Source organism: Streptomyces sp. NPDC026538 (assembly GCF_055567535.1).
Genome location: NZ_JBVHQG010000005.1, coordinates 301,283 through 323,099, shown reverse-complemented (window position 1 = coordinate 323,099; position 21,817 = coordinate 301,283). Strand labels below are relative to the sequence as shown.

Genomic DNA, 21,817 nt, shown 5'->3' with positions numbered 1-21,817 from the left:
GTCAGATCACCTCCGGCTGGAGAGCGGAGTGGTTCTGACCGCCGCCGGAGAGGGTCGAGGCGCTCTGGCCCTCGCCTCCGATGCTGGTGGAGCTGCGGGTGAGCCAGCCCTGCTTGTTCATGGTGACGAAGGCGTACAGCTTGATCGGCAGCGAGATCATGATGACCACGAGAGCCGTCAGTGGCAGCAGCAGGATCTCCTGCGGATGCCTGCGCAGATGTGAGTAGCCACGGACCGCACGGCCCAGCATCAGCCAGACCAGGGTGAGGACGATGCCGCGCCCGCTGAAGTCGAGCCGGCTCAGCAGCAGATAGCCGAGGGCCATGCCCATGGTCACCGGGGTGAGCAGGATCTGCAGCACGGTGATCTTGGTGACCAGCGGGGCCCGCCACAGCCAGCCCTTGTACAGCGAGGTCAGGTAGCACCGGTAGGAGTTGCGGCTCCACCGGACGCGCTGCTTGACGAAGGCCCGGAAGGACGAGGGGAACATGGAGATGGCCCGTGCGGAGGACTGGTGCACCGTCTTGTAACCGGAGGCGAGCACCAGCCAGGTCAGCCTGCCGTCGTCGCCGGCCACACAGCGGCGGCCGAGGAAGAACTCGTTCTCCAGGTTCTCCAGGACCGGCAGGACCGCCGCCCGTCGGTAGGCGGCCGTACGGCCCGACAGACAGGCCACGGCACCGGCCCGGCCCATGGCCGGGACGTAGTCGTAGTAACGGAGGTTGACCAGCCAGTCGGCTATTCGGCGCCAGACACTGGTGGTGCGCTGGTAGACGTTCTGCTGGGTGCCCACCCCGCCGACCGTCGGGTCCACGAAGGGCATCTGTACGGCGTCCAGCAGGCCCGGCTCCCAGCGGGTGTCGGAGTCCACCAGGACGAGCAGCTCCCCCGTGGCGGCACGAATGCCGACGCCCAAGGCGGAACGTTTCCCCCTGTGTTCGAAGGCGAGCACCCGCACCCGGGGGTCCTCCACCAGCGACAGCCGGCGCAGTACCTCGTGGTCCTCCACGTCGGGAACGATGATGATCTCGGCCGGGTCCTGGGCGAGCCAGGTGTCCAGGCATTCCAGCAGGATGTCAGGGTCTTCCCGGTATGCCGGGACCACCACGGAGACACTGGTACGGAAGTTGTTGACGACCGGCTTGGCGAACCGGGAGAGCACCGCTCGGTACAGCCAGAGCGCCCAGACGAAGAGTCCGGCAAGCCCCAGCGGCATCAGCTCTCGCCACGAAGTCTCCCCCACAGCCTCGACGATCCACGACCAGACCTGGTCGAAGAACTCGGACAATGTTGCGTTCTCCCCCCACATAACACGGCTGCCTCGGTCCGAAAGGGACAGAACCGGGCACTGCTTCAGCGATGCTAGGAGATCTTGGGTGAACGAGGGTCACACAAAACGCAAACTTCGCTTACAAAATCTTCACACACCACTCGCCACGGACGCGACGAACCGTCGTACGACAGGTGTGCAGGACCCCCGATTCCCCATTCTCTCCCCAGCCGTGACGGCGCGTCACACGCGTCACGGCTGGAGCAGGATCATATGGGGGTGATGTGAAGAGCACGAACTCTTCCGATAAATGGCATGTTTCGGCGCAACGAGCAGAAAGCGCGGCCCGTTCGAACACGCACACCGGAAGGGGTGCGGGGCGGCCATCGACATCACGAGAAGGGGCGCGGGCGGCCATCGACATGCGGCTACCGCCGCGCGTTCGCGACCGGCCCCCACGCACCCGCAGACGGCTACCGGCCCACACCCCCCGCCGCAGGCAACCCCGTCCCGATCCCGGTCACTTGTTCTTCCCACGGCTCCGGGTGGAGAGGGGGTGGGGGCCCCGATGAGGGCCGCCCACCTGGTCCTTCAGCCCCCAAGCGCCGATTTCAGCCGCTCCGGGTCGGTGGTCGGGGCGTCACAGGTGAAGTTACGGCAGACGTACGCGGCCGCCTCGCCCCCGACGAGCGGGCGCTCGGCGAGCAGCGGGAACTCGTCACTCCCCGGAGTCCCCATGGCCACGACCGCGCCGGGTGCGACGCCCAGAAGTGCGATGCGGTGCAGGGCGGTTGTACGGCCGTCCCGTTGGTCGGGTCCCACGACCGCGACCTCGCGCGGACCGTCGAGGAACGCCTCGGCGACGGCGAGCCCCCACCCGATGAAACGCGGCACCCGCGGCCCGAGCGTCCTGACGACACCCAACGCCCGTTCCGCCGCGGTGCGATGAGGCTCCGACCCGGTGTGGGCCGCGTAACTCAGCAGCGCACCCGCGGCCGCGGTCCAGCCGGAGGGCGTGGCGTTGTCGGTCGGGTCCTGCGGCCGGCGGATGAGCCGCTCGGCATCGGAGGCGGTGTCGTAGAGGGAACCGGTCTCCGGGTCGGCGAACCGGACCAGGACGTGGTCGAGCAGCAGCCCGGCGAACTCCAGCCAGACGCCCTCGCCGGTCACCGACGCGAGCGCCATGAAGCCCTCGGCGACATCGCCGTAGTCCTCCAGCACGCCCGCGTTGGCGCCGACCCGGCCGTCCCGGCTGGTGCGGGCGATCCGTGCGTGGTCGTCGAAATGCAGCCGTACGAGGAGATCCGCCGCACCGACGGCGGCCTCGACCAGATCGGGCCGGTCGAAGTAGGCGCCGGTCTCGGCGAGCGCGGCGACGGCGAGGCCGTTCCAGGCGGCGACCACCTTGTCGTCCCGGCCGGGCGCGGGGCGCTCCGCGCGCCGCGCGAGCAGCCGCCGCTTGATCGACTCGATCTTTTCGGCGTCGAACTCGCCCTCCTGCTGCGGGAGTTGCAGGACGGACTGACCGTGCTCGAAGGTGCCTGCCTCGGTGACCCCGAAGTACTGGGCGGCGAGATCCGCGTCGGCGCCGAGGACCTCGACGAGCTGCGCGGGCGTCCACACGTAGTACGCGCCCTCGACGTGCCTGCCGGTCCCGTCGTCACTGTCGGCATCCAGGGCGGAGGCGAACCCGCCCTCGCCGGTGCGCAGTTCCCGGACCATGAAGTCGGCGGTCTCCAGGGCGACCCGGCGGGCCAGCTCGCTGCGTTCACTGGCGGCTCCGTCGCGGGTGGTGGCCCGCCACAGGTGCGCGTACGCCCGGCAGAGCAGGGCGTTGTCGTACAGCATCTTCTCGAAGTGCGGCACGACCCAGTCGCGGTCGACGGAGTACCGGGCGAAGCCGCCGCCGAGCTGGTCGTAGAGGCCGCCGCGGGCCATCCGCTCGCAGGTGTCCGCGGCCATCTGCAGGGCGCCTTCGGAACCGGTCCGGGCGTGGTGGCGCAGCAGGAACTCGATGACCATGGACGGCGGGAACTTGGGGGCGCCGCCGAACCCGCCGCGCTGCGCGTCGTATTCACGGGTGAGCCCGAGCAGGGCCTGGGCGAGCTCCTCCTCGCCGGGCGGCCGGGAGCCCTGGTGGCTGATCTCCCGCTCGGCGAGATCACGGACGATCTTCCCGGCGACCTCGGCGACCTCGTCCCTCCGGTCCGCCCAGGCGCCCCGGACACCTTCCAGCACCTGCCGGAAGGAGGGCATGCCGTGGCGCGGGGCGGGCGGGAAGTAGGTGCCGAAGTAGAAGGGCTCGGCGTCGGGCGTGAGAAACACGGTCATCGGCCAGCCACCCTGCCCGGTGGCGGCCTGCACGGCCTCCATATAGACGGCATCGACATCGGGCCGCTCTTCACGGTCGACCTTCACGGCGACGAAGTGCTCGTTGAGGTAGTCGGCGGTGTCCTGGTCCTCGAAGGATTCGTGGGCCATGACATGGCACCAGTGGCACGAGCTGTATCCGACGCTCAGCAGGACGGGTCTGTTCGTCTCGCGGGCCCGGGTGAAGGCCTCGGCCGACCAGGGCCACCAGTCGACGGGATTGTCGGCGTGCTGGAGGAGGTACGGGGACGTCTCATGGGCCAGTCGGTTCACCCTCCCACTCTCCCACGGCGTCGGGAGCAGCGTAGAAGCGCAGGTTGACCCGGCGTGCCCCCTCGGGAACGGCGTCGTCCGGGTGGCTGTGGCGGGCGAGGAGTTCCTGGTAGGCGTGGACGAAGGCGTGCAGGTCGTCCTTGGTCATCCAGGTGCCGGTGCGCTGCACCTGGGCCCAGCCCTGCGGCCCCCGGTACTCCTCGTGGGCGCGGCGGAACAGCGCGGTGTCGACCTCGATCCTGAGCAGGGCGAGGTGCTCGGCCGCCGCGTACTCCTCGCTGGTCATCGTGGACGGGTCGGGGGTGGTGTGCCTGAACGGCAGGCTCCGCCACCACCGCTCCCGCCCTCCCGACTTCTCCGGGATCTCCTCGATGAGCTTCTGTTCGGCGAGTTTGCGCAGGTGGTAGCTGGTGGTGCCGGAGCTCTCGCCGAGTTCGCGGGCGAGCACGGTGGAGTTGGCCTCGCCGTGCCGGCCGAGGTAGTCGAGGATCCGGCGGCGCAGGGGATTGCCCAGCGACTTGTAGAGGGCGGTGCGTTCGAGGCCGGTCAGCTCGGTGTGTGCGGCGGGGTCGGGCGCTGCGGCCGTCCCGGGCGTGACGTCGGTCATGCGATCACCGTAGCCCTGAGACCCCTGAGAGAACCCTGACCCTTCCCCGATGTCTGCCGAATTTTATTTGCAGACATTTCTCTGCGGTCTAGCGTGGGGGCATGGCGGAGGACCCGTGAGGTCCCAGCTTCGGGGAAGCCGGAACAAGGTGAGGGGGCCGAGGTGTTGGAGCGGTTAACGGCGACGGAGGCGCGGAGGATGCAGCGGACGAGGCGGTTGAAGAGGTGGGCACTGATCCTTCTCGGGTCGTCCGCCGTGCTGCTGGTGCCGTGGATGGTGGTGCTGGCGCTGACGCTGCCCACCAAGGCCGAGGTGCACCACTGGTCACTGGCCTGGATCGGGCTGGACGTCCTGATGGCGATGGGCTGCGCGGCCACGGCGGTGCTGGGGCTGCGGGGGGACGCCCGGGCCCGTCTGACGGCTTCGGCGACGGCATCGGTCGCGATCCTGGACGCCTGGTTCGACATAACGACGTCGGCGGTCGGCACAGAACTGCTGGAGGCGCTCGGCAGTGCGGTGGCGGAGGCGGGTCTGGCCGCGGCATGCGTCTTCCTGGCGCTGTCGAAGGGCCGGCAGAGCGAGCCCGTGCCGCGGTAGCCGATCCGTTCCGCGACGATCCCGCTTCGATGATCCGGCTTCGATGATCCGGCCCTCTCGCAACTTCGCTCTCTCCCAAGGACACTCATAAGCAAAGGAGTTACCGCTGGAGGGGGACGGGACATGCGGGACGCCCATCGGGCGGAGGCCGACCGGCTGCTGGTCCGGGCCGTGGAGGAGGAGGTCCGCCGCTCCGGCGGCCGCGTGGACGGGCAGCTGTTGCTGTCCCGGGCCCGCGGCGGCCTGGACGCGATGGCACAGAGCGCCGCCGAGGAGTACGACACCTACGCCCACGCTCTCGACGAGAGCGAGGCCGGCCGGCAGAGCTTCGGCCAGCGGTACGCCAGAGAGGGTGCCGGAACTCCCCTGCTGGTAGCGGCCGTCGCCGCGGTCGCCGCCACCGTCGCCGACCTCTCCCTGGGCACCGGCGCCGGTACGGCACTCGGCGCGGGCGTGGCCGCCGGAGTGATCGGCGCGGCCGCCACGGTCGTCAAGGTCGCGGGTGCTCATCTGCCCGCCGCTCATCACCAGGCCGGCGCGGCCGGTCAGCCCGGCGGTCCCGAGCAGCTTCGGCTGCAGTGGCTGACCGCGCTGGAGGTGCGGGGCATCCGTCCGTTCCTCGATCAGCAGCGGGTGCTGAGCGCGTCCACGGGGCCGAAGAAGCAGGGCCCGGGGCTGCGTGGTGCGGACAAGAGCGCGGCGGCCCGCAGGCGTACGGTGCTGCAGCAGTCGTTCGGTCAGCTCCCCGACCCGGACGTCCCGTTCGCCGGCCGGCACCAGGAGCTGGCGCGGATCCGGCAGTGGGCGCAGGCGGCGCGGGCGACCACGGAGACCCGTCCGACGGTGGTCGTCCTGCATGGCGAGCCCGGCTCCGGGCGTACGACGCTCGCGGTCCGGGCCACCCACGATCTGAAGGACTTCTTCCGGGGTGCGGTCGTGGTGGATCTGCGCGGCGACACCCGGGGCGAGCCGCCGTTGCCCACCCGGGACGCGTTGCTGCATCTGCTCAACCGGCTGGGTGCGCCGCGTGAACAGCTGCTGTTCCGTGAGCGTTCCTCGGCGGACCAGCAGGTCAAGCGGCTCAGCGAGCTGTACCACCAGCACCTGACGGGTCTGCCGGTGACGATCGTGCTGGACGACGCCTCGGATGCCGAGCAGGTGCGCACGCTGATCCCGGAGCGGTCCGACAGCCTGGTCCTGGTCACTGCCCGGGAGCAGCTCGACCTGCCCGCGGACCTGCCGGCCTGGGTGCATCAGCTTCCGGTGACGGCGCTGGACGCGGCGGGCGCGGAGGAGCTGCTGGACGCGGCGGCGCAGGACACGTCGGGGCCGTACGACGCGCAGTCCGCGGAGCGGATCCGGGAGTTGTGCGGCGGCCTGCCGTTGGCGCTGCGGGTGGCGGGCTCGTCGCTGGGTTCGCGGTCGCCGCTCCAGCTGGCGGCGGATCTCGGCGCGTACGGCCCGGTCGAGCCGGTGGAGCGGGTGCTGTGGCTGCGCTACACCGACCAGTCGGAGACCGGACGTCGTCTGCTGCGGAGGCTGGCGCTGGCGGGCCGGGCCTCGCTCGGCGCGGCGGCCGCGGCCGCTCTGCTGGCCACGGACGAGGCGGAGGCGACCCGTCATCTGGTCGCGCTGGCGCAGGCCGGTCTGATCGACCACGTCCGGGGCAGCCGCTACCGGTTGCACGACCTGGTCCGTGCCTTCGCCCAGGCCCGCCTCGCCGACGAGGAGGAGCCGGCCGACCGCACGGCGGCGCAGGAGCGGCTGATCGTGAACTACGGGGAGCTGGCCGACTCCGTGCTGCGGCTGGTGGACGGCAACATGTCGACCCGCTCGGACCGGTTCAGCCCGCACGGCTTCACCTCGCTCGACGAGGCGCTGCGCTGGCTGGACGACGAGTCGAGTTTCATCACGGCGGCGCTGCGACACGCGGAGGGCGTCGACCAGGCGGCCGTGCAGAGTCTGCTGGGCGCCCTGTGCGACTACTGCCTGCTGCGCGGCGACCTGTACCGGCTCGGTGAGATCAGCGAGTTGGCGCAGGCGGTGGACCAGGGCCTGCTGGTGCGCTCGGTGCAGTGGCGTACCGGTATCGCGGCCCGTCAGCTGGGTGAACTGGACAAGGCGCGCACCACCCTCACCTCGGTGGTGGACCTCTACATGGAGGCGCATCACGACGCCGGTGCGGCCCGCGCCCTGTGCTCCCTGGGAATCACCCTGCACCATCAGGGCAACCTCACCGAGGCGGCGGCCAGGCTCCAGGAGGCGCTGGATCTCCAGGCGGCCCCCCAGCTGGCGACCGACCGGGCCTGGACGATGCACGCGCTGGCGGCGGTGCAGCGCGACCGTGCCCGGCTGCCGGAGGCGTTGGACCTGCTCACCCGCTCGCTCGTGCTGCACCGGGAGGGCGGTTCGGTGCACGGCGAGGCCTGGGCGCACTTCCAGCTCGGTCAGCTGGCGCTGCGGATGGGTGACGTACCGCGTGCGGAGCGGGAGCTGGGGGCGGCGCTGGAGCGTTACGGCCGTACCCGCGACGCCCGTGGCGAGGCCTGGGCGCTGACCCAGCTGGCGCGGGCCCGGCTGGTGGACGGTGACGCCGCCCCGGCGGTGGACGCACTGCGCCAGGCGGCCGCCCGGCACCGGGAGAACGAGGACGCGCGCGGCGAGGCCTGGACCGTCTACTACCTGGGCCAGGCCCTGGAGGAGACCGGCACGCTGGACCTGGCGGTCCGTGAGCTGGAGCGCTCGCGCACCATGTTCTCCCGCATACGGGACGTCTACGGGCTGGCCTGTGCCCGCCACCACTCGGCCCGGGCGACCCGCGACCAGCGGGCGGCCCAGACCGGCTCGCTGCGCAACTCGGGTTTCGCCCGTCAGCTCCTGGTCGACGCCCGCGCCGACTTCCAGCGCATCGGTGTCGTCCACGGCGAGGCCTGGACCTGTCTGGAGCTGGCCGTCGTGGACGCCGGCAACAACCGCACCCAGCAGGCCCTGGCCCTGTGCGACGAGGCGGTCACCCTGTTCTCGTCGTACGGCGACCGCCGTGGCGAGGACTGGGCTCGCTTCCTGCGCTGCACCCTGCTCCCCTACGCCGCGCCGGGCGGTGTGGAGGTGGGCACGGCGGTCGCCCAGGAGGAGCTGGCCCAGCTCTCCCGCGGCGCCCATCCGCTGCGCGACGAGAAGCTGGCCGAGTACGTCACGGCGTACGGCCTGCTGCTGGACCGCGGGGTCACCCTGGAGTCCGGCTGGCAGGCCTGGCGTCTGGGCATGGTCCCCAGCCGGCACGCCCGCGAGGTGATGGGGGTGCCGGTGCCGGGTGGGGCGTGACGCCGGTCAGCCCTTGGGTTCGGCCGCGGGAGTCCCCGAGTCCGCCTTGGCGTCCGGGGACTCCTTGAAGTCGACCTTCTGCATGTGCTTGCTCATGGACTTCATCAGGCCCCAGACCGCCACGGCCATCACCGCGAAGACGATGAAGCCGAGGACCCCGGGGGTGACCTTGTTCTCGTCGACCTCCTTGGCGAGGGGGACGAGATGCGTCAGTGCCAGACTTGCGCTTGCGCTCATGTCAGGCATTGTCGCGGATGCCCGCAAAGAGGTCGTCCTCGGGGAGGGAGGTATCGACGAACGACTTCGCGAGCTCGTACTCCTCGGTCGGCCAGACCTCCTTCTGGAGGTCCATCGGGACCTTGAACCAGCCGCCGTCGGGGTCGATCTGCGTGGCGTGGGCGATCAGCGCCTTGTCGCGGATCTCGAAGAAGTCCGCGCACGGGATGTGCGTGGTCAGGGTGCGCTCGGTGCGCTCGACCTCGTTCCACCGCTTCAGCCAGTCGCCGTACGGCGACTCCATGCCGCGTGCCAGCAGCGCGTTGTGCAGCGCCTCGGTGCGGGGGCGGTTGAAGCCCTGGTTGTAGTAGAGCTTCTGCGCCTGGTGGACGGGGCCGAACTCGCTCTCGGGGTACTTCTCGGGGTCGGCCGCGCCCTCGAAGGCCACCATCGAGATCTTGTGGGTCATGATGTGGTCGGGGTGCGGGTAGCCGCCGTTCTCGTCATAGGTGGTGATCACCTGCGGGCGGAACGCGCGGATCCTGCGGACGAGCTCGCCGGCCGCCTTGTCGACGTCCTCCAGGGCGAAGCAGCCCTCGGGGAGCGGCGGCAGCGGGTCGCCCTCGGGCAGGCCGGAGTCGACGAAACCGAGCCACTGCTGCTTGACGCCGAGGATCTCGCGGGCCTCGTCCATCTCCTTCTTGCGTACCTCGTGGATGTGCTCCTCGATGTACTTGTCGCCCTGCAGCTTGGGGTTGAGGATGGAGCCGCGCTCCCCGCCCGTGCAGGTCACCACCAGCACGTCCACCCCCTCGGACACGTACTTCGCCATGGTGGCCGCGCCCTTGCTCGACTCGTCGTCGGGGTGGGCGTGCACGGCCATCAGTCGCAGCTGGTCAGTCAAGACTCATCCTCAGTAAGTCGGCGCCCCGGTGTCTTCGGGTGCGATCGGCGCTTCTATAGTGACCGAATCGGGGGGCGAATAATTCCGGGGTCCGGGTCTCGCCGGGTCCGGGAGGGGTTCTTGCCGGGAGGACGATCATGAGTACCGCGAGTACGCGGCTGCCCGAGGGCCGCTACGGCCGCTCCTCGGACGAGGTCGCCGACCGCAGGCTCAAGATCACCGGCGCCGTCCTGGGCGCCCTGCTGCTCGCCCTGGTCGGCTACTTCGCCTATCACTATGTCGTGAAGAGCGAGATCAGCGCCCAGGTGGTCGCCTTCGACGCCTCGGACAGCGCGGTCAAGGTGCATCTGGAGGTCCACAAGGACGCCGGCGCCTCCGGGTACTGCACCCTGCGTTCCCAGGCCGCGGACGGCTCCGAGGTGGGCCGTGCGGACTTCCGCTTCACCGGTTCCGCCACCGAGATCGACCGGGTGGTCACGCTCCGTACGACGGCCCGGGGCACCACGGCGGAGCTGCTCGGCTGCCACGCCGACTGACGTCAGCCATGAATACGTAGGCCCTCACCTGCGTTGACGTAATTCTGATGGCTTATGTCCTCCCCCTTACGCCGTTGAATTGTTAGGCTCGTGGTTTCGCCCTTCCATGGAGGAACATGCTTCTGGGTAGGGCGATGCTTTGTATTCCCAGTACCGACGAGGAGCACCTGTGACCCAGACCAGCGAGAACGTCACCTGGCTGACCCAGGAGGCGTACAACCAGCTCAAGGCCGAGCTGGAGTACCTGTCTGGTCCTGCGCGCACGGAGATCGCCGCCAAGATCGCGGCCGCGCGCGAGGAGGGCGACCTGCGCGAGAACGGCGGGTACCACGCGGCCAAGGAGGAGCAGGGCAAGCAGGAGCTCCGTGTGCGCCAGCTGACCCAGCTTCTGGAGAACGCCAAGGTCGGCGAGGCTCCGACCTCCGCGGACGGCGCCGTCGCGCCCGGCATGGTGGTGACCATCGCCTTCGACGGCGACGAGGACGACACCATGACGTTCCTCCTGGCCTCACGCGAATACGCGAGCGCCGACGTCGAGACCTATTCGCCGCAGTCCCCGCTGGGCACCGGTGTCATCGGACACAAGGTGGGCGAGGACGCGGAGTACGAGCTGCCGAACGGCAAGAAGGCCTCGGTGAAGATCCTCAAGGCCGAGCCCTACTCCGGCTGACGCGAACAGACCCGCCCCCGGCGCCCGTGGGACGCCGGGGGCCTTGTCATGCCATGCGTCGCGCGATCATGGTCCGGTTCACGCGGTGGCCGAGCGGTACTTGCGGACCGCGAGCGTCCGGAAGACCAGGATGATCGCGACCGACCAGATCAGCGAGGCCAGGATCGGGTGCTGCATGGGCCAGGCGTCGGACGCGTTGAAGCCCGGCGGCAGGTTGCCGAACAGCTCACGGGCCGCCTGGACGGTGGCGCTGAACGGGTTCCATTCCGCGATGTGACGCAGGAACGTCGGCAGGTGGCTCGCGTCCACGAACGCGTTCGAGATGAACGTGAGCGGGAACAGCCAGATCAGACCGCCCGAGGTCGCGGCTTCCGGAGTACGCACGGACAGGCCGATCAGCGCGCCGATCCAGGAGAACGCGTACCCGAGCAGCAGGAGCAGACCGAAGCCGGCGAGCACCTTGCCGAAGTTCTCGTGGGCGCGCCAGCCGACGATCAGGGCGACGACCGCCAGCACGACGAGGGTGAGCGCGGTCTGCACCAGGTCGGCGATGGTCCGTCCGGTCAGCACCGCGCCGCGCGCCATGGGCAACGACCGGAAGCGGTCGATGAGTCCCTTGTGCATGTCGTCGGCGATGCCGGCGCCCGCGCCCGCGGTGGCGAAGGTCACCGTCTGCGCGAAGATGCCCGCCATCAGGAACTCGCGGTAGGCCTGGGTGGAGGTGGACGAGCCGACCTGGATCGAGCCGCCGAACACATAGGTGAACAGCACCACGAACATGATCGGCTGGATGAGCCCGAAGATCAGCATCTCGGGGATCCGGGACATCCGGATCAGGTTGCGTCTGGCGACCACCATCGAGTCGCGGAAGGACTGGCTGAGGGCGTTGCCCGGGGCGGCTACCCGCACGGTGTCGCTGGCGGCACTCACTTCACGGTCTCCTTGCGGCTGTCCTTGCGGGTGTCCTTCGGGCCCTGTTCACCGTTGTCCTCGGTCTTCTCCTCGGCCGTGTGTCCGGTCAGGGACAGGAAGACGTCGTCGAGGGTGGGGCGGCGCAGCGCGATGTCGTCGATCTCGATGCCCCGGGAGTCCAGCTCGCGTATGACCTCGGCGAGCAGCTTGGCACCGCCGGTGACGGGGACGGTGAGCTTGCGGGTGTGCTCCTCGACGGTGGTCTCGCCCTTGCCGAAGCCGTGCAGCACCTCGGCGGCGGTCGGGATGTGGTCGCGCTCGTGCACCACGACCTCGACGCGCTCGCCGCCGGTGCGGGCCTTGAGCTGGTCGGAGGTGCCCTGCGCGATGACCCGGCCGTGGTCGACGACCGCGATGTCGTGGGCGAGGTGGTCGGCCTCCTCCAGGTACTGGGTGGTGAGCAGCAGCGTCGTACCGCCGGAGACCAGCTGTTTGATGACCTCCCACAGCTGCTGGCGGTTGCGGGGGTCGAGGCCGGTCGTCGGTTCGTCCATGAACATCACGGGCGGCGAGACGACCAGGGCGGCCGCGAGGTCGAGGCGGCGGCGCATGCCTCCGGAGTAGGTCTTGGTGGGGCGGTCGGCGGCGTCGGTGAGGTGGAACTGCTCCAGCAGCTCGACCGCGCGGGCCTTGGCCTGCTTCGCGCCCATCTGGTAGAGACGGCCGACCATCTGCAGGTTCTCGCGGCCGGTCAGGTATTCGTCGACCGCCGCGAACTGTCCGGACAGGCCGATGGAGCGGCGTACCGCGTCCGGCTGCCTGACCACGTCCAGACCCGCGACGACCGCCCTGCCGCTGTCGGGGCGGAGCAGGGTCGTCAGACAGCGGACGGTCGTCGTCTTGCCGGCGCCGTTCGGCCCGAGCAGTCCGAGGACCGTGCCTTCGGGGACATCGAGGTCGACGCCGTCCAAAGCCCTTACGTCACCGAAGGTCTTCACCAGGCCTTCGGCATAGATGGCGCCTGGCATATGAGTCTCCACGTCGTCGAGAATTCTTCGAGAAAGGCTAGGGAAGCGCGCTGCGGGCCGCCTATGGTTTTCGCCGGCGCGACGGCAGCCGGGCGCGGCCGTGGCCACGCGACACACCATAACGCGATGTATCGCGTCCGTCGACAGAATTCCTCGAACGAGTGAATGAACAGGTCCTGACCTGGCCGTTTCCCGCCGGGAGCGGCCGCTCTCTCAGTCGATGACCGTGTAACCGGCCTCGCGCAACGCCTGCCCGAGCTCGGTGCAGTGCACCGGACCCTTGGTCTCCAGGTGCAGTTCGACCTCCGCCTCCGAGAGCCCGAGCCGCGGGTCGGTCCGCACGTGACTCACGTCCAGGACGTTGGCGTCGGCCGCCGACAGCACCCCGAGGAGCGTGGCGAGGGCGCCCGGCCGGTCGGTCAGCCGCAGCCGTACGGCCAGGTAACGGCCCTGCGCGGACATGCCGTGCCGCAGCACCCGCTGCATCAGCACCGGATCGACGTTGCCGCCGGAGAGCACCGCGACGACCGGTCCGGCGAAGGCGCCCGGCTCGGCGAGCAGGGCGGCCACCGGAGCGGCGCCGGCCGGTTCCACGACCAGCTTGGCCCGCTCCAGGCAGAGCAGCAGGGCGGCGGAGAGCTGGTCCTCGCCGACCGTGCGGACCTCGTCGACCAGTTCCTCGATCAGCGCGAACGGCACGTCGCCGGGCCGTCCGACCTTGATGCCGTCGGCCATCGTCACGGGGTTCCGCACCGAGACCGGGCGCCCGGCCGCCAGCGAGGGCGGGTACGCGGCCGCGCCCGCCGCCTGGACGCCCACGATCCGCACGTCCGGCCTGACCGCCTTCACCGCGACCGCGATGCCGGCCGCGAGCCCGCCGCCGCCGATACCGACGACGATCGTGCCGACCTCCGGGCACTGGTCCAGGATCTCCAGGCCGACCGTGCCCTGACCGGCGATGACGTCGGGGTGGTCAAAGGGGTGGATGAACACCGCGCCGGTCTCGGCCGCGTACTCCTGGGCGGCGGCCAGCGTCTCGTCGACCACCTGGCCGTGCAGCCGTACCTCCGCGCCGTACTCGCGGGTGGCGCTGATCTTGGGCAGCGGGGCGCCGTTGGGCATGAACACCGTGGCGTGCACGCCCAGCAGCGCGGAGGCCAGGGCCACGCCCTGCGCGTGGTTCCCGGCGCTGGCCGCCACGACCCCGGCGGCTCGCTGCTCGGGCAGCAGCCCGGCGATCCGCACATAGGCGCCGCGCAGCTTGAACGAACCGGTCCGCTGGAGGTTCTCGCACTTGAGGTGCACCGGCGAGCCGACCAGCTGGGACAGGTACCTGCTGCTCTCCATCGCGGTCACCCGCGCCACGCCCGTGAGCATCTTCTGAGCGCCGCGTACGTCGTCGAGGGTGACGGGGCGCAAGGAGTCAGCCGTGCTGTAGCTCATGACCCAAGTCTCGCAGTTCACAGGCCGAAGCCTCGGGTGTGACCAAGCTCCGAGACCGGTTTGCGCAGCGCCGGTACGGCTCGCCCCCTGTCCGCGTACTCTGTCCCCCACACCAGCACTCTTCATGAAGTGAGCCTCCGGCCATGCCCACAACACCTGAAATGTCGATGGACATGACGACCGTCGGTGACACCGGTCTCCTCGATACGCTGCAGCACGAGGTGGCGGTGTTCGCCCGCCGTGCCGAACAGACCCGGCTCGGCGGCGTCGGGCAGGTGCGCAACTCCATGGACCGCGCCGCGTACCTGCTGCTCAACCGGCTCGACAAGGAAGGCCCCATGGGGGTCAAGGCGCTCGCCGCGAGCATGGGGATCGACTCCTCCACGGTCACCCGGCAGGTGGCCCCGCTGGTCGACACCGGGCTCGTCAAGCGCACCTCGCACCCCGAGGACGGGCGGGCCGTGGTGCTCCAACTGTCCCCCCGCGGGCTGTCGCGGCTGGACGAAGTGCGTTCTTCGCGGCGGCAGTTGATGGCGGAGCTGACCCAGGACTGGGAGCCGGCGGAGCGGGAGACGTTCTGTGCGCTGCTCACGCGCTTCAACAGCGCCCTGTCCGCGCGCATGACCATCCAGCCCGGCCCGGACACGCCGTCGGTGTCCTGAACCCCGGCCGGCACCCGACCGCGTCCTGAGCCATGGCCCGGACCCGCCGTCGGTGTCCTGACCCCAGGCCGGGACCTGACCGCGTCCTGAACCCCCGGCCCGGACCCGTCCGGCGTCCTGAGCCGTGGACGGCACCCGCCCGCGGAACATCCGCCGCGCGTGTCGCCCGGCTCTTGACCGTGGGGGCACCCCTGGCCTCATATGAGACCGGGCCTCCGTCGTATCCGAATCCGTGTCCGGGTCCCGGACGCGGTGGGGCCCCACAGACGGGGAGGCGCGGTGCGTGATCGGCAGGCGTTCCAGGACGCCCGCCGGGCCCGGGAGTTCGAGGCGTTCGTCGCGGGCGCGGCAGGACGGCTGCTGCATGCCGCGACCCTGCTCACCGCGGAGGCCCCGGACGCCAACCCGCGCGCGCGGCGCCTGCTGACCCTCGCGCTCGCGCACACGTACGCGAGCTGGGACCGGCTGCGCGGCGAGGACCCGTACGACCGGGCCCGCCAGCACCTGGCCCTGCGCTTCGCGAACTCCGTCTGGCACCAGTACGGCGGCCCGCTGAGCCGCACCCGCCCGCACCCGCACAGCACCCTCGCCGTCCTGACGCCCCAGGAGCGCCTGATCCTGGTGCTCCGGCTGTACGAGGGGGTCGCCGAGGAGCAGACGGCGGCGCTGCTCGGCCTGCCCACCGACCGTGTGCACGCCATCTGTGACCGGGCCACCGCCACCCTGCTGCACCCGCCCAGGAAGGCGGCATCGACGGTGATGGGAGCGAAGGTGGCACCGTCGTGAACCGCGCCGAACGCGAGGCCGCCGCCCGGCGGATCATGGACCAGAGACCGCCGCGGGTGCCGCCCGACCTCTACGGCGAGGCGGTGCGCCGGGGAGGCCGCCTGCTGCGCCGCAGACGCGCGGCCCGCCGCCTGCTGTGGCTGCTGCTGTGCGCGGCGGCGGTGGCGTTCACCGTCTGGGCGGCACTGGTCCGGCCGTGGGCGCAGCCGCCGTCCACGACGACTCCGCCCATCGTCGGCTGGTGAGCCGGACCTAGGGCCGGTCGTGTGGATCATGCCGCGGACGCGAGGTCCGGCCCGCACGTCTGCGGCGTTGTCCTGCGACCTGACCCGGACGACAGGCCCTAGCCCAGCGCCTGCTGCAGGTCCTCCAGCAGGTCGTCGACGTTCTCGATGCCCACGGACAGGCGCACCAGGTCGGCGGGCACCTCCAGCGCGGAACCGGCCGCCGAGGCGTGGGTCATCCGGCCCGGGTGCTCGATCAGCGACTCGACACCGCCCAGGGACTCACCGAGGGTGAACACCTTGGCGCGGTTGCAGACCTCGACGGCCGCCTCCTCGCCGCCCGTGACCTGGAAGGAGACCATGCCGCCGAAGGCCTTCATCTGCTTGGCGGCGGTCTCGTGACCGGGGTGCTCGGGCAGGCCCGGGTAGAGGACACGCGTCACGCGCGCGTGCCGGCTCAGCATGTCGGCGACCCTGGTGGCGTTCTCGCTGTGCCGGTCCATGCGCACCGCGAGCGTCTTGGTGCCGCGCAGCACCAGCCACGAGTCGAACGGCCCGGCGACCGCGCCCATCGCGTTCTGGTGGTACGCCAGCTCCTCGCCCAGCGCCTGGTCCGACACGATCAGCGCGCCGCCGACCACGTCCGAGTGACCGCCCATGTACTTCGTCAGCGAGTGCACGACGACGTCCGCGCCGAGCGAGAGCGGCTGCTGGAGGTACGGCGTGGCGAAGGTGTTGTCGACGACGAGCCGGGCGCCCGCGTCGTGGGCGACCTGCGCGACCGCGGCGATGTCGGTGATGCCGAGCAGCGGGTTGGACGGGGTCTCCACCCAGACCGCCTTGGTCTTCGGGGTGATCGCGGCACGTACGGCCGACGGGTCGCTGGTGTCGGCGACGGACCACTCCACGCCCCACCGGGAGACGACCTTCGCGAACAGCCGGAACGTGCCGCCGTAGGCGTCGTTCGGGATGACCACGTGGTCGCCGGGGCTGAGCAGGGTGCGCAGCAGGGCGTCCTCGGCCGCCAGCCCGGACGCGAACGCGAGCCCGCGGCGGCCGCCCTCCAGCGCGGCGAGGTTCTCTTCCAGGGCGGTCCTGGTGGGGTTGGCGCTACGGCTGTACTCGTAGCCGCCGCGCAGGCCGCCGACGCCGTCCTGCTTGTAGGTCGAGACCTGGTAGATCGGCGGTACGACCGCACCGGTGAGGGGGTCCGCCGTGTTGCCCGCGTGGATGGCGAGCGTCTCGAAATGCTGACTGATGTGCCTGTCGCTCATAGGTCATGAGCCTAGTGCTCACGTGCCTGCGCACGCGCCCCGGAGGGGCGGGGGGCCGTGTCGATGTGCGGCTCTGCCGGGTGGGCGCGACAGGCTCCCACCGGCCCGCCGTCGCGCCCCGCCCCCGCGTTGTCCACAGGTCGTGACCACCGGTTGGCCAATTGTCCGCGCCGTCTGGTTCGCTTGACGCATGGCGATTCTCTGGGCCCTGATGGCGCTGCTCCTGCTGAGCTTCGTGCTGCTCCCCGTCCTGCGGCGGCGGCGCGGCATGATCGAGCAGGTCCACCCGAGCCACCCGGACGCCGCAGACCCGGCGGACTACGGCTTCGTGCGCGAGGAGGAGCTGGACATCCGGATGCCGGGACCCGACCAGGACCTGCTCGACGTCCTGGACCTGGTGCAGCGCACCCACGACTACCACGCGGCGGCGCAGCTGCTCGCGGGCACGGAGATCGCCGGCGAGCTGCGCTGGCAGCGGGTGCAGGCCTTCGCCGGGGCGGCGGCGCTGGAGCTCCAGCAGCGGCCGGGCGGGGTCAGCGAGACGCCGGGCGGGCAGTGGCTCCGGGTGTGGCGCGCCGAGCAGCCCAAGGACGCGGGCGGCGCCGCCGTGCACGCGGAGTTCCTGGTCCAGCAGGCGTGGCGGACGTCGACGCCGGGCACGGACGACTTCCGGATCATCATGGAGGAGGCCAGGGACGCCTGCGGACAGGCGGCCCTGCTGTCCCCCGGGGACCCGGTGCCGTACATCGTCGAGCTCTCGGTGGCCCGCGGGCTGAACTACTCGCAGACCGAGTTCGAGAAGCTGTGGCTGAAGATCCTGGACCGCGCGCCGGCGCACATGGGAGCGCATCTCGCGGCCCTGCACTACTGGTGCGAGAAGTGGCACGGCTCTCGCGCGGTGGCGTACTCCTTCGCCGAGGCGGCCGCCGCGCGCGCCCCGCGGGGCTCGCTGCTGGCCGCGATGCCGCTGTTCGCGGTCTTCGAGCACCTCCCCGAGGTGAACCTGGTGGCGAGTTTCTACCAGAGCGAGGTCGTCACCAAGGCGGTGCACGGCGCTCTGCACGCGGTGCACTCGGCCCGCCAGGACGACCCGATGCTCGCCCACGTCCGGCATCTGCTGGTCTTCTTCCTGGTCCGCTCCGAGCGCTGGGCGGAGGCCATGGGCGAGCTGATACACGTCGACGGGCACGTGGGAGCCCTGCCCTGGACGCTGTCCGCGAACCCGGCCGCCGAGTTCGCCCTCTACCGCGCGCTGGCGGTGGCGGGCTACGAGGCGAACGGCGGAAGCCCGGCGACGCTGCACAGCTGAGGGCGCCGGCAAGAAGAAGGGTCGGGTGCCGGCTGCGGGCGGGTGGGGCCCGGCCGATCGTCGGCCGACGTCAGGCGACAGCGCTCTTCCCTGCCCTCGTTTCTGTCACACCCATGCCACCCCCGGGGGATCCCGCGGTCTGCCTGGAGCCCGCCCGGGTTCGTCACTCAGCGCCGCGGAGAGGAAGAATGGGAGCCCCGCGCCGTGTGAGGTGGTGGCAATGCCTGCTTGGCACCTGCGTGACTATCACGAAGACGATCTCGACCAGGCCATCGACATCTGGGATCAGAGCCGCCGGGCCGAGGAGGACCAGGTGTTCGCGGTTTCCGAGGTCATGACGGCGGCCAAGGCCGGACAGACCTCGGTCGTCGCGGTTGTCGGCGATGAACTGGTCGGCATGGCCGTGGCACAGGCGTACGGAAAGCGGGGGTGGATCCTCCTGGTGGCGCTCGCCTCCCGCTGGCGCGAGCGCGGGATCGGAAGCGCCCTGCTCTCCGATCTCGAACGGCGCCTGCGGGCACTGGGCGTGCGGCACATCAGTGCGCTGCTGCCCGCCGGCGCGGCGGGGACGAAGGCGCTGGAGAACTCCGGCTACCGGTTCCGCGACGGGCTCACCTACTACGAGAAACTCGAACCTCCCGAGACCGCCAACTCGGAGGTCCTCGCGGCGCTGGGCGGCCGCATGCTGCCCGAGGGTCTCTGGGACGCCATGGCCGGCATGGAGCAGGAGAAGCAGGTCGTCGAACGCCGTGTCGTGCTCCCGCTGACCGAACCGGCGCTGGCAGACCGTTACGGCGTCGTCCCGCCCAAGGCGATCATCCTGTTCGGCCCGCCAGGCACCGGAAAGACCAGTTTCGCCAAAGCGGTCGCCTCACGGCTCGGCTGGCCGTTCGTGGAGCTCTTCCCCTCACGCCTCGCGGCCGACACGAGCGAGGGCCTGGCCGTGGCACTGCGGGAGGTCTTCGCGGACCTGGCGGAACTGGACTCGGTCCTCCTCTTCATCGACGAGGTCGAGGAGATCGCCGGTGCGCGCTCCGGCAAGGCGGTCGATCCCGGGCACGGCGTGACCAACGAGCTGCTCAAGCTCATCCCCATCTTCCGCGAGCACGACGCGCGGCTGCTGGCCTGTGCCACCAACTCGGTTCGCTCCCTCGACGCGGCGTTCCTGCGGCCGGGCCGGTTCGACTACGTCATCCCCATCGGCCCACCGGACGCAACTGCCCGCGCGGCGATCTGGAGTCGTTATCTCCGGGCCTCCGCCGAGTCGGTGGACATCGCCCAACTCGTCCGGGCGAGCGAGCTGTTCACTCCGGCCGACATCGAATTCGCCGCCCGCAAGGGCGCACAGGCGGCATTCGAGCGCGAAGTCACCCATCGTCAAGGCCGACCGGCCACGACCGAGGACTACATGACCGCCATCGCCGACACGCGACCGACACTCACCGCACAGGCCATCCAGGAGTTCGCGGAGGACATCGACAAGTACCGCCGACTCTGACACGGAGCCCACGCCCGGCCGACGTCAACAGCGGTGGCCTGCCACTCCGGCCTGTCCTCCATGTGCCCGACGGGCCGCACGCCGACTCCCACGGATGACTGGTCGCTTGCCGGCGTCCGTGTTCGATGATCGCCGCATCGGTGCTGCGGAGCGGTTCTTCCATGGCGTACGGCGTGGGCTCGGTCAGCTCAGGTGACCACCGGTTTTCGACCCGTTGCCCGATCCGACGGAGCACGTCGGCCGCAAACGGCAGGCAGTTGCCCGCGCGGGCCAAGTAGCGTCCGGCACATGGAGTGACATCTCAGCAAAAAAGGGTCTGTGAACACGCCTTGACATGGGTCGTCAAGGGGTGTTCACAGACCCGTGCTCAATGCAGGATCGGAAGCCCGGCTCGACGCCGGGTCCTCTTCGCCTCTGTGGTTCAGCCGGTGACGTCGCCGCACCTGGGCTCGGCGAGCCTGTCCTGCCGAGCCGTTCGTGTCCGCGGGGACGGCTGGGTGGCCCCCTTGGCGACCGGCTGGAAGTAGTGGTCCAGCGCCCAGGCCGCCACGCGGGTGCCGGCCCGGCAGCCGACTACGTCCGCCGTGCGGGAGTGGACACCGCCCCACACACGGGCGTCGACGACGTCCCGGTTGAAGTGGTCGGCGGACCCGTAGTACCGCGTGGTGCCGGTGACCTCGGAGGGGACGTGGAGGTCGATGCGCGAGGTGCCGAGGACGCCGGTCAGGGCGCGTGCCACGGCGGCGGCGACGGTCGTATGGCCGGCGACGTAGTCCGGGTGCGGCGGGGTGAGGAGCAGCGGCTCCCAGGCCGGGTCCGCCGTCGTCGCGGGATTGCCGTCGGTGTCGGCGAGGCGGATGGCGGTGATCGGCCGCCAGGTGCCGTAGTGGAGCTTGGCGTCCCATGCGGTGACGACGGCGTCGGTCGCGGACGTGTTCACCGCGGCGAACAGCCGGGCTGTCTCGGCGATGCCGAGCCGGTGCCGGGCGGCGTGGTCTCGTACGGCTGCCTGAACCTGTTCGACCAGGTTGCCGCTGAAGAAGAGGGCGGTCTCGGTCTGCTGCGCGCTCCTGCCCGAGCCGGTCTTCCCGCCCATGGCCTTCAGCTCCTGGACATCATCGGCGTAAGCGGCCGAGGAGAGGGCGGGTGGTGCGCCGGGGCGGAACTGCTGCGGGGAGGTGAGCAGGAGGGGGCGGAGCCTGGCGAGCCAGGTGTCGCTGAAGGGCTGGAACGCGGGCGGGGTGGGCCGCCAGACCCCCGGTGCCGGGGAAGCGGTGAAGGGGACGTCCGCGAACCTTCCGTCCCCTTCCCGGAGTTCGATGATGCGGGCGGCGGCGCGCTTTCCGTAGTCGACGCCCCGGTCTCGGGCCTGACCGGCCGGAAGAGCGGCGAGCGAGTCCGCGTAGGCGGTGTCGAGGCGCTCCTTGAAGGCAGGGAAATAGGTGAGCAGCACGTCGTGGGCCGCAGTGGCGGCGGCCGCCGCGGAGGATGCCTTGGCCGGACCGCGCTCGCGCCATTTGTACAGGGCGTAGCCGCCTTCGATCCCCACCACGGCGTTGTACACGGCGACGGAGACGAACCCCTCCCAGATCGCCGCCTGCCCGGAGGGGCGTGGGCCAAGGCTGGACTTGATCGTGTCGGTGGCGATGGCGTTCCACTCCCGGACCACGGCTGCCGGGGCCGCCGCGGTCCGGGTGTCCGCGTCGGGGGGACTTGCCGCGGCGGTGAGCGTCACGAGGGCGATGGCCACGACGGCGCAGATGAATCCCCGGACACGTGAACGCGGAGGAACGGGAAGAGGGGGCTCTTGATACAAGGCGTCCTCCATGGAGTCGAGTGCCCAAGGCTTAGCAACAGCCCACTGCGCGAGCAAGACAACTCGCCGCGAACCGGACAGACCCATGGCGCCCTCGA

At 70.7% G+C, this 21,817-nt stretch carries 19 protein-coding genes; 9 read left to right on the top strand and 10 right to left on the bottom strand.

Going from position 1 to position 21,817, the window contains the following annotated elements; genetic code table 11:
* Position 1: 1 nt before the first annotated feature.
* From ACZ4N4_RS21945 to ACZ4N4_RS21935, 3 genes are all read right to left on the bottom strand, one after another.
* Entirely contained in the window at positions 2-1,288 is a 1,287-nt protein-coding gene (locus ACZ4N4_RS21945; protein WP_360476309.1) for a glycosyltransferase family 2 protein, read from the bottom strand.
* A 573-nt stretch (positions 1,289-1,861) separates the two neighbouring features.
* Complete coding sequence (locus tag ACZ4N4_RS21940) at positions 1,862-3,913, bottom strand: thioredoxin domain-containing protein (protein WP_467591171.1); 2,052 nt, start codon at positions 3,911-3,913, stop codon at positions 1,862-1,864.
* On the bottom strand, positions 3,894-4,520 hold the full coding sequence (locus ACZ4N4_RS21935; RefSeq protein WP_467591168.1) for an ArsR/SmtB family transcription factor: 627 nt from the start codon (positions 4,518-4,520) through the stop codon (positions 3,894-3,896). Before ACZ4N4_RS21935 ends, ACZ4N4_RS21940 begins: the two co-directional genes overlap by 20 nt.
* 198 nt (positions 4,521-4,718) lie before the next feature.
* Here ACZ4N4_RS21935 and ACZ4N4_RS21930 point away from each other — a divergent pair, with 198 nt between their 5' ends.
* Together ACZ4N4_RS21930 and ACZ4N4_RS21925 are read left to right on the top strand one after the other, a co-directional pair.
* Positions 4,719-5,117 (top strand): hypothetical protein, encoded by a 399-nt coding sequence (locus ACZ4N4_RS21930; protein ID WP_453568805.1) that lies wholly within the window; start codon positions 4,719-4,721, stop codon positions 5,115-5,117.
* Between the two features lie 123 nt (positions 5,118-5,240).
* Positions 5,241-8,441 (top strand): tetratricopeptide repeat protein, encoded by a 3,201-nt coding sequence (locus tag ACZ4N4_RS21925; RefSeq protein WP_467591165.1) that lies wholly within the window; start codon positions 5,241-5,243, stop codon positions 8,439-8,441.
* A 6-nt stretch (positions 8,442-8,447) separates the two neighbouring features.
* On the opposite strand, the gene ACZ4N4_RS21920 is transcribed toward ACZ4N4_RS21925, so the two are convergent.
* Both ACZ4N4_RS21920 and mca read right to left on the bottom strand, forming a co-directional pair.
* Positions 8,448-8,687 carry a hypothetical protein gene (locus ACZ4N4_RS21920; protein ID WP_453568809.1) on the bottom strand — a complete coding sequence of 80 codons (240 nt, stop codon included), beginning with the start codon at positions 8,685-8,687 and terminating at the stop codon, positions 8,448-8,450.
* Positions 8,680-9,561 (bottom strand): mycothiol conjugate amidase Mca, encoded by an 882-nt coding sequence (mca, locus tag ACZ4N4_RS21915; protein ID WP_453568811.1) that lies wholly within the window; start codon positions 9,559-9,561, stop codon positions 8,680-8,682. Before mca ends, ACZ4N4_RS21920 begins: the two co-directional genes overlap by 8 nt.
* A 137-nt stretch (positions 9,562-9,698) precedes the next feature.
* On the opposite strand from mca, the gene ACZ4N4_RS21910 reads away from it, so the two are divergent.
* Both ACZ4N4_RS21910 and greA read left to right on the top strand, forming a co-directional pair.
* Complete coding sequence (locus ACZ4N4_RS21910) at positions 9,699-10,097, top strand: DUF4307 domain-containing protein (RefSeq protein WP_467591162.1); 399 nt, start codon at positions 9,699-9,701, stop codon at positions 10,095-10,097.
* Between the two features lie 169 nt (positions 10,098-10,266).
* Positions 10,267-10,767, top strand: coding sequence for a transcription elongation factor GreA (gene greA / locus ACZ4N4_RS21905; RefSeq protein WP_351741496.1), 501 nt, complete (start codon positions 10,267-10,269; stop codon positions 10,765-10,767).
* Between the two features lie 78 nt (positions 10,768-10,845).
* On the opposite strand, the gene ACZ4N4_RS21900 is transcribed toward greA, so the two are convergent.
* The 3 genes from ACZ4N4_RS21900 to ilvA form a co-directional block, all read right to left on the bottom strand.
* The gene (locus ACZ4N4_RS21900) at positions 10,846-11,625 is read right to left on the bottom strand and encodes an ABC transporter permease (protein ID WP_453569194.1); all 780 of its coding nucleotides are present in this window, start codon (positions 11,623-11,625) and stop codon (positions 10,846-10,848) included.
* Between the two features lie 68 nt (positions 11,626-11,693).
* A complete protein-coding gene (locus tag ACZ4N4_RS21895) occupies positions 11,694-12,707 on the bottom strand; it encodes an ATP-binding cassette domain-containing protein (RefSeq protein WP_453568815.1) in 1,014 nt (337 codons plus the stop codon).
* Positions 12,708-12,920: 213 nt separating this feature from the next.
* The gene (ilvA, locus tag ACZ4N4_RS21890; protein WP_453568817.1) at positions 12,921-14,150 is read right to left on the bottom strand and encodes a threonine ammonia-lyase; all 1,230 of its coding nucleotides are present in this window, start codon (positions 14,148-14,150) and stop codon (positions 12,921-12,923) included.
* A gap of 161 nt (positions 14,151-14,311) precedes the next feature.
* Here ilvA and ACZ4N4_RS21885 point away from each other — a divergent pair, with 161 nt between their 5' ends.
* From ACZ4N4_RS21885 to ACZ4N4_RS21875, 3 genes are all read left to right on the top strand, one after another.
* Complete coding sequence (locus ACZ4N4_RS21885; protein WP_453569196.1) at positions 14,312-14,812, top strand: MarR family winged helix-turn-helix transcriptional regulator; 501 nt, start codon at positions 14,312-14,314, stop codon at positions 14,810-14,812.
* A gap of 279 nt (positions 14,813-15,091) precedes the next feature.
* On the top strand, positions 15,092-15,598 hold the full coding sequence (locus ACZ4N4_RS21880; protein ID WP_453568818.1) for a sigma factor-like helix-turn-helix DNA-binding protein: 507 nt from the start codon (positions 15,092-15,094) through the stop codon (positions 15,596-15,598).
* Complete coding sequence (locus ACZ4N4_RS21875) at positions 15,595-15,843, top strand: hypothetical protein (RefSeq protein WP_453568820.1); 249 nt, start codon at positions 15,595-15,597, stop codon at positions 15,841-15,843. Before ACZ4N4_RS21880 ends, ACZ4N4_RS21875 begins: the two co-directional genes overlap by 4 nt.
* Positions 15,844-15,941: 98 nt before the next feature.
* Here the strand turns inward: ACZ4N4_RS21875 and ACZ4N4_RS21870 are convergent, their stop codons facing one another.
* Positions 15,942-17,096, bottom strand: coding sequence for a cystathionine gamma-synthase (locus tag ACZ4N4_RS21870; RefSeq protein ID WP_450754637.1), 1,155 nt, complete (start codon positions 17,094-17,096; stop codon positions 15,942-15,944).
* 190 nt (positions 17,097-17,286) lie between these two features.
* Here ACZ4N4_RS21870 and ACZ4N4_RS21865 point away from each other — a divergent pair, with 190 nt between their 5' ends.
* Positions 17,287-18,405 carry a hypothetical protein gene (locus ACZ4N4_RS21865; RefSeq protein WP_467591156.1) on the top strand — a complete coding sequence of 373 codons (1,119 nt, stop codon included), beginning with the start codon at positions 17,287-17,289 and terminating at the stop codon, positions 18,403-18,405.
* 220 nt (positions 18,406-18,625) lie between these two features.
* A complete protein-coding gene (locus ACZ4N4_RS21860; protein ID WP_467591153.1) occupies positions 18,626-19,903 on the top strand; it encodes an ATP-binding protein in 1,278 nt (425 codons plus the stop codon).
* Between the two features lie 421 nt (positions 19,904-20,324).
* On the opposite strand, the gene ACZ4N4_RS21855 is transcribed toward ACZ4N4_RS21860, so the two are convergent.
* Positions 20,325-21,653, bottom strand: a complete 1,329-nt coding sequence (locus ACZ4N4_RS21855; RefSeq protein WP_467591150.1) for a vanadium-dependent haloperoxidase — start codon at positions 21,651-21,653, stop codon at positions 20,325-20,327.
* Positions 21,654-21,817: the final 164 nt, after the last annotated feature.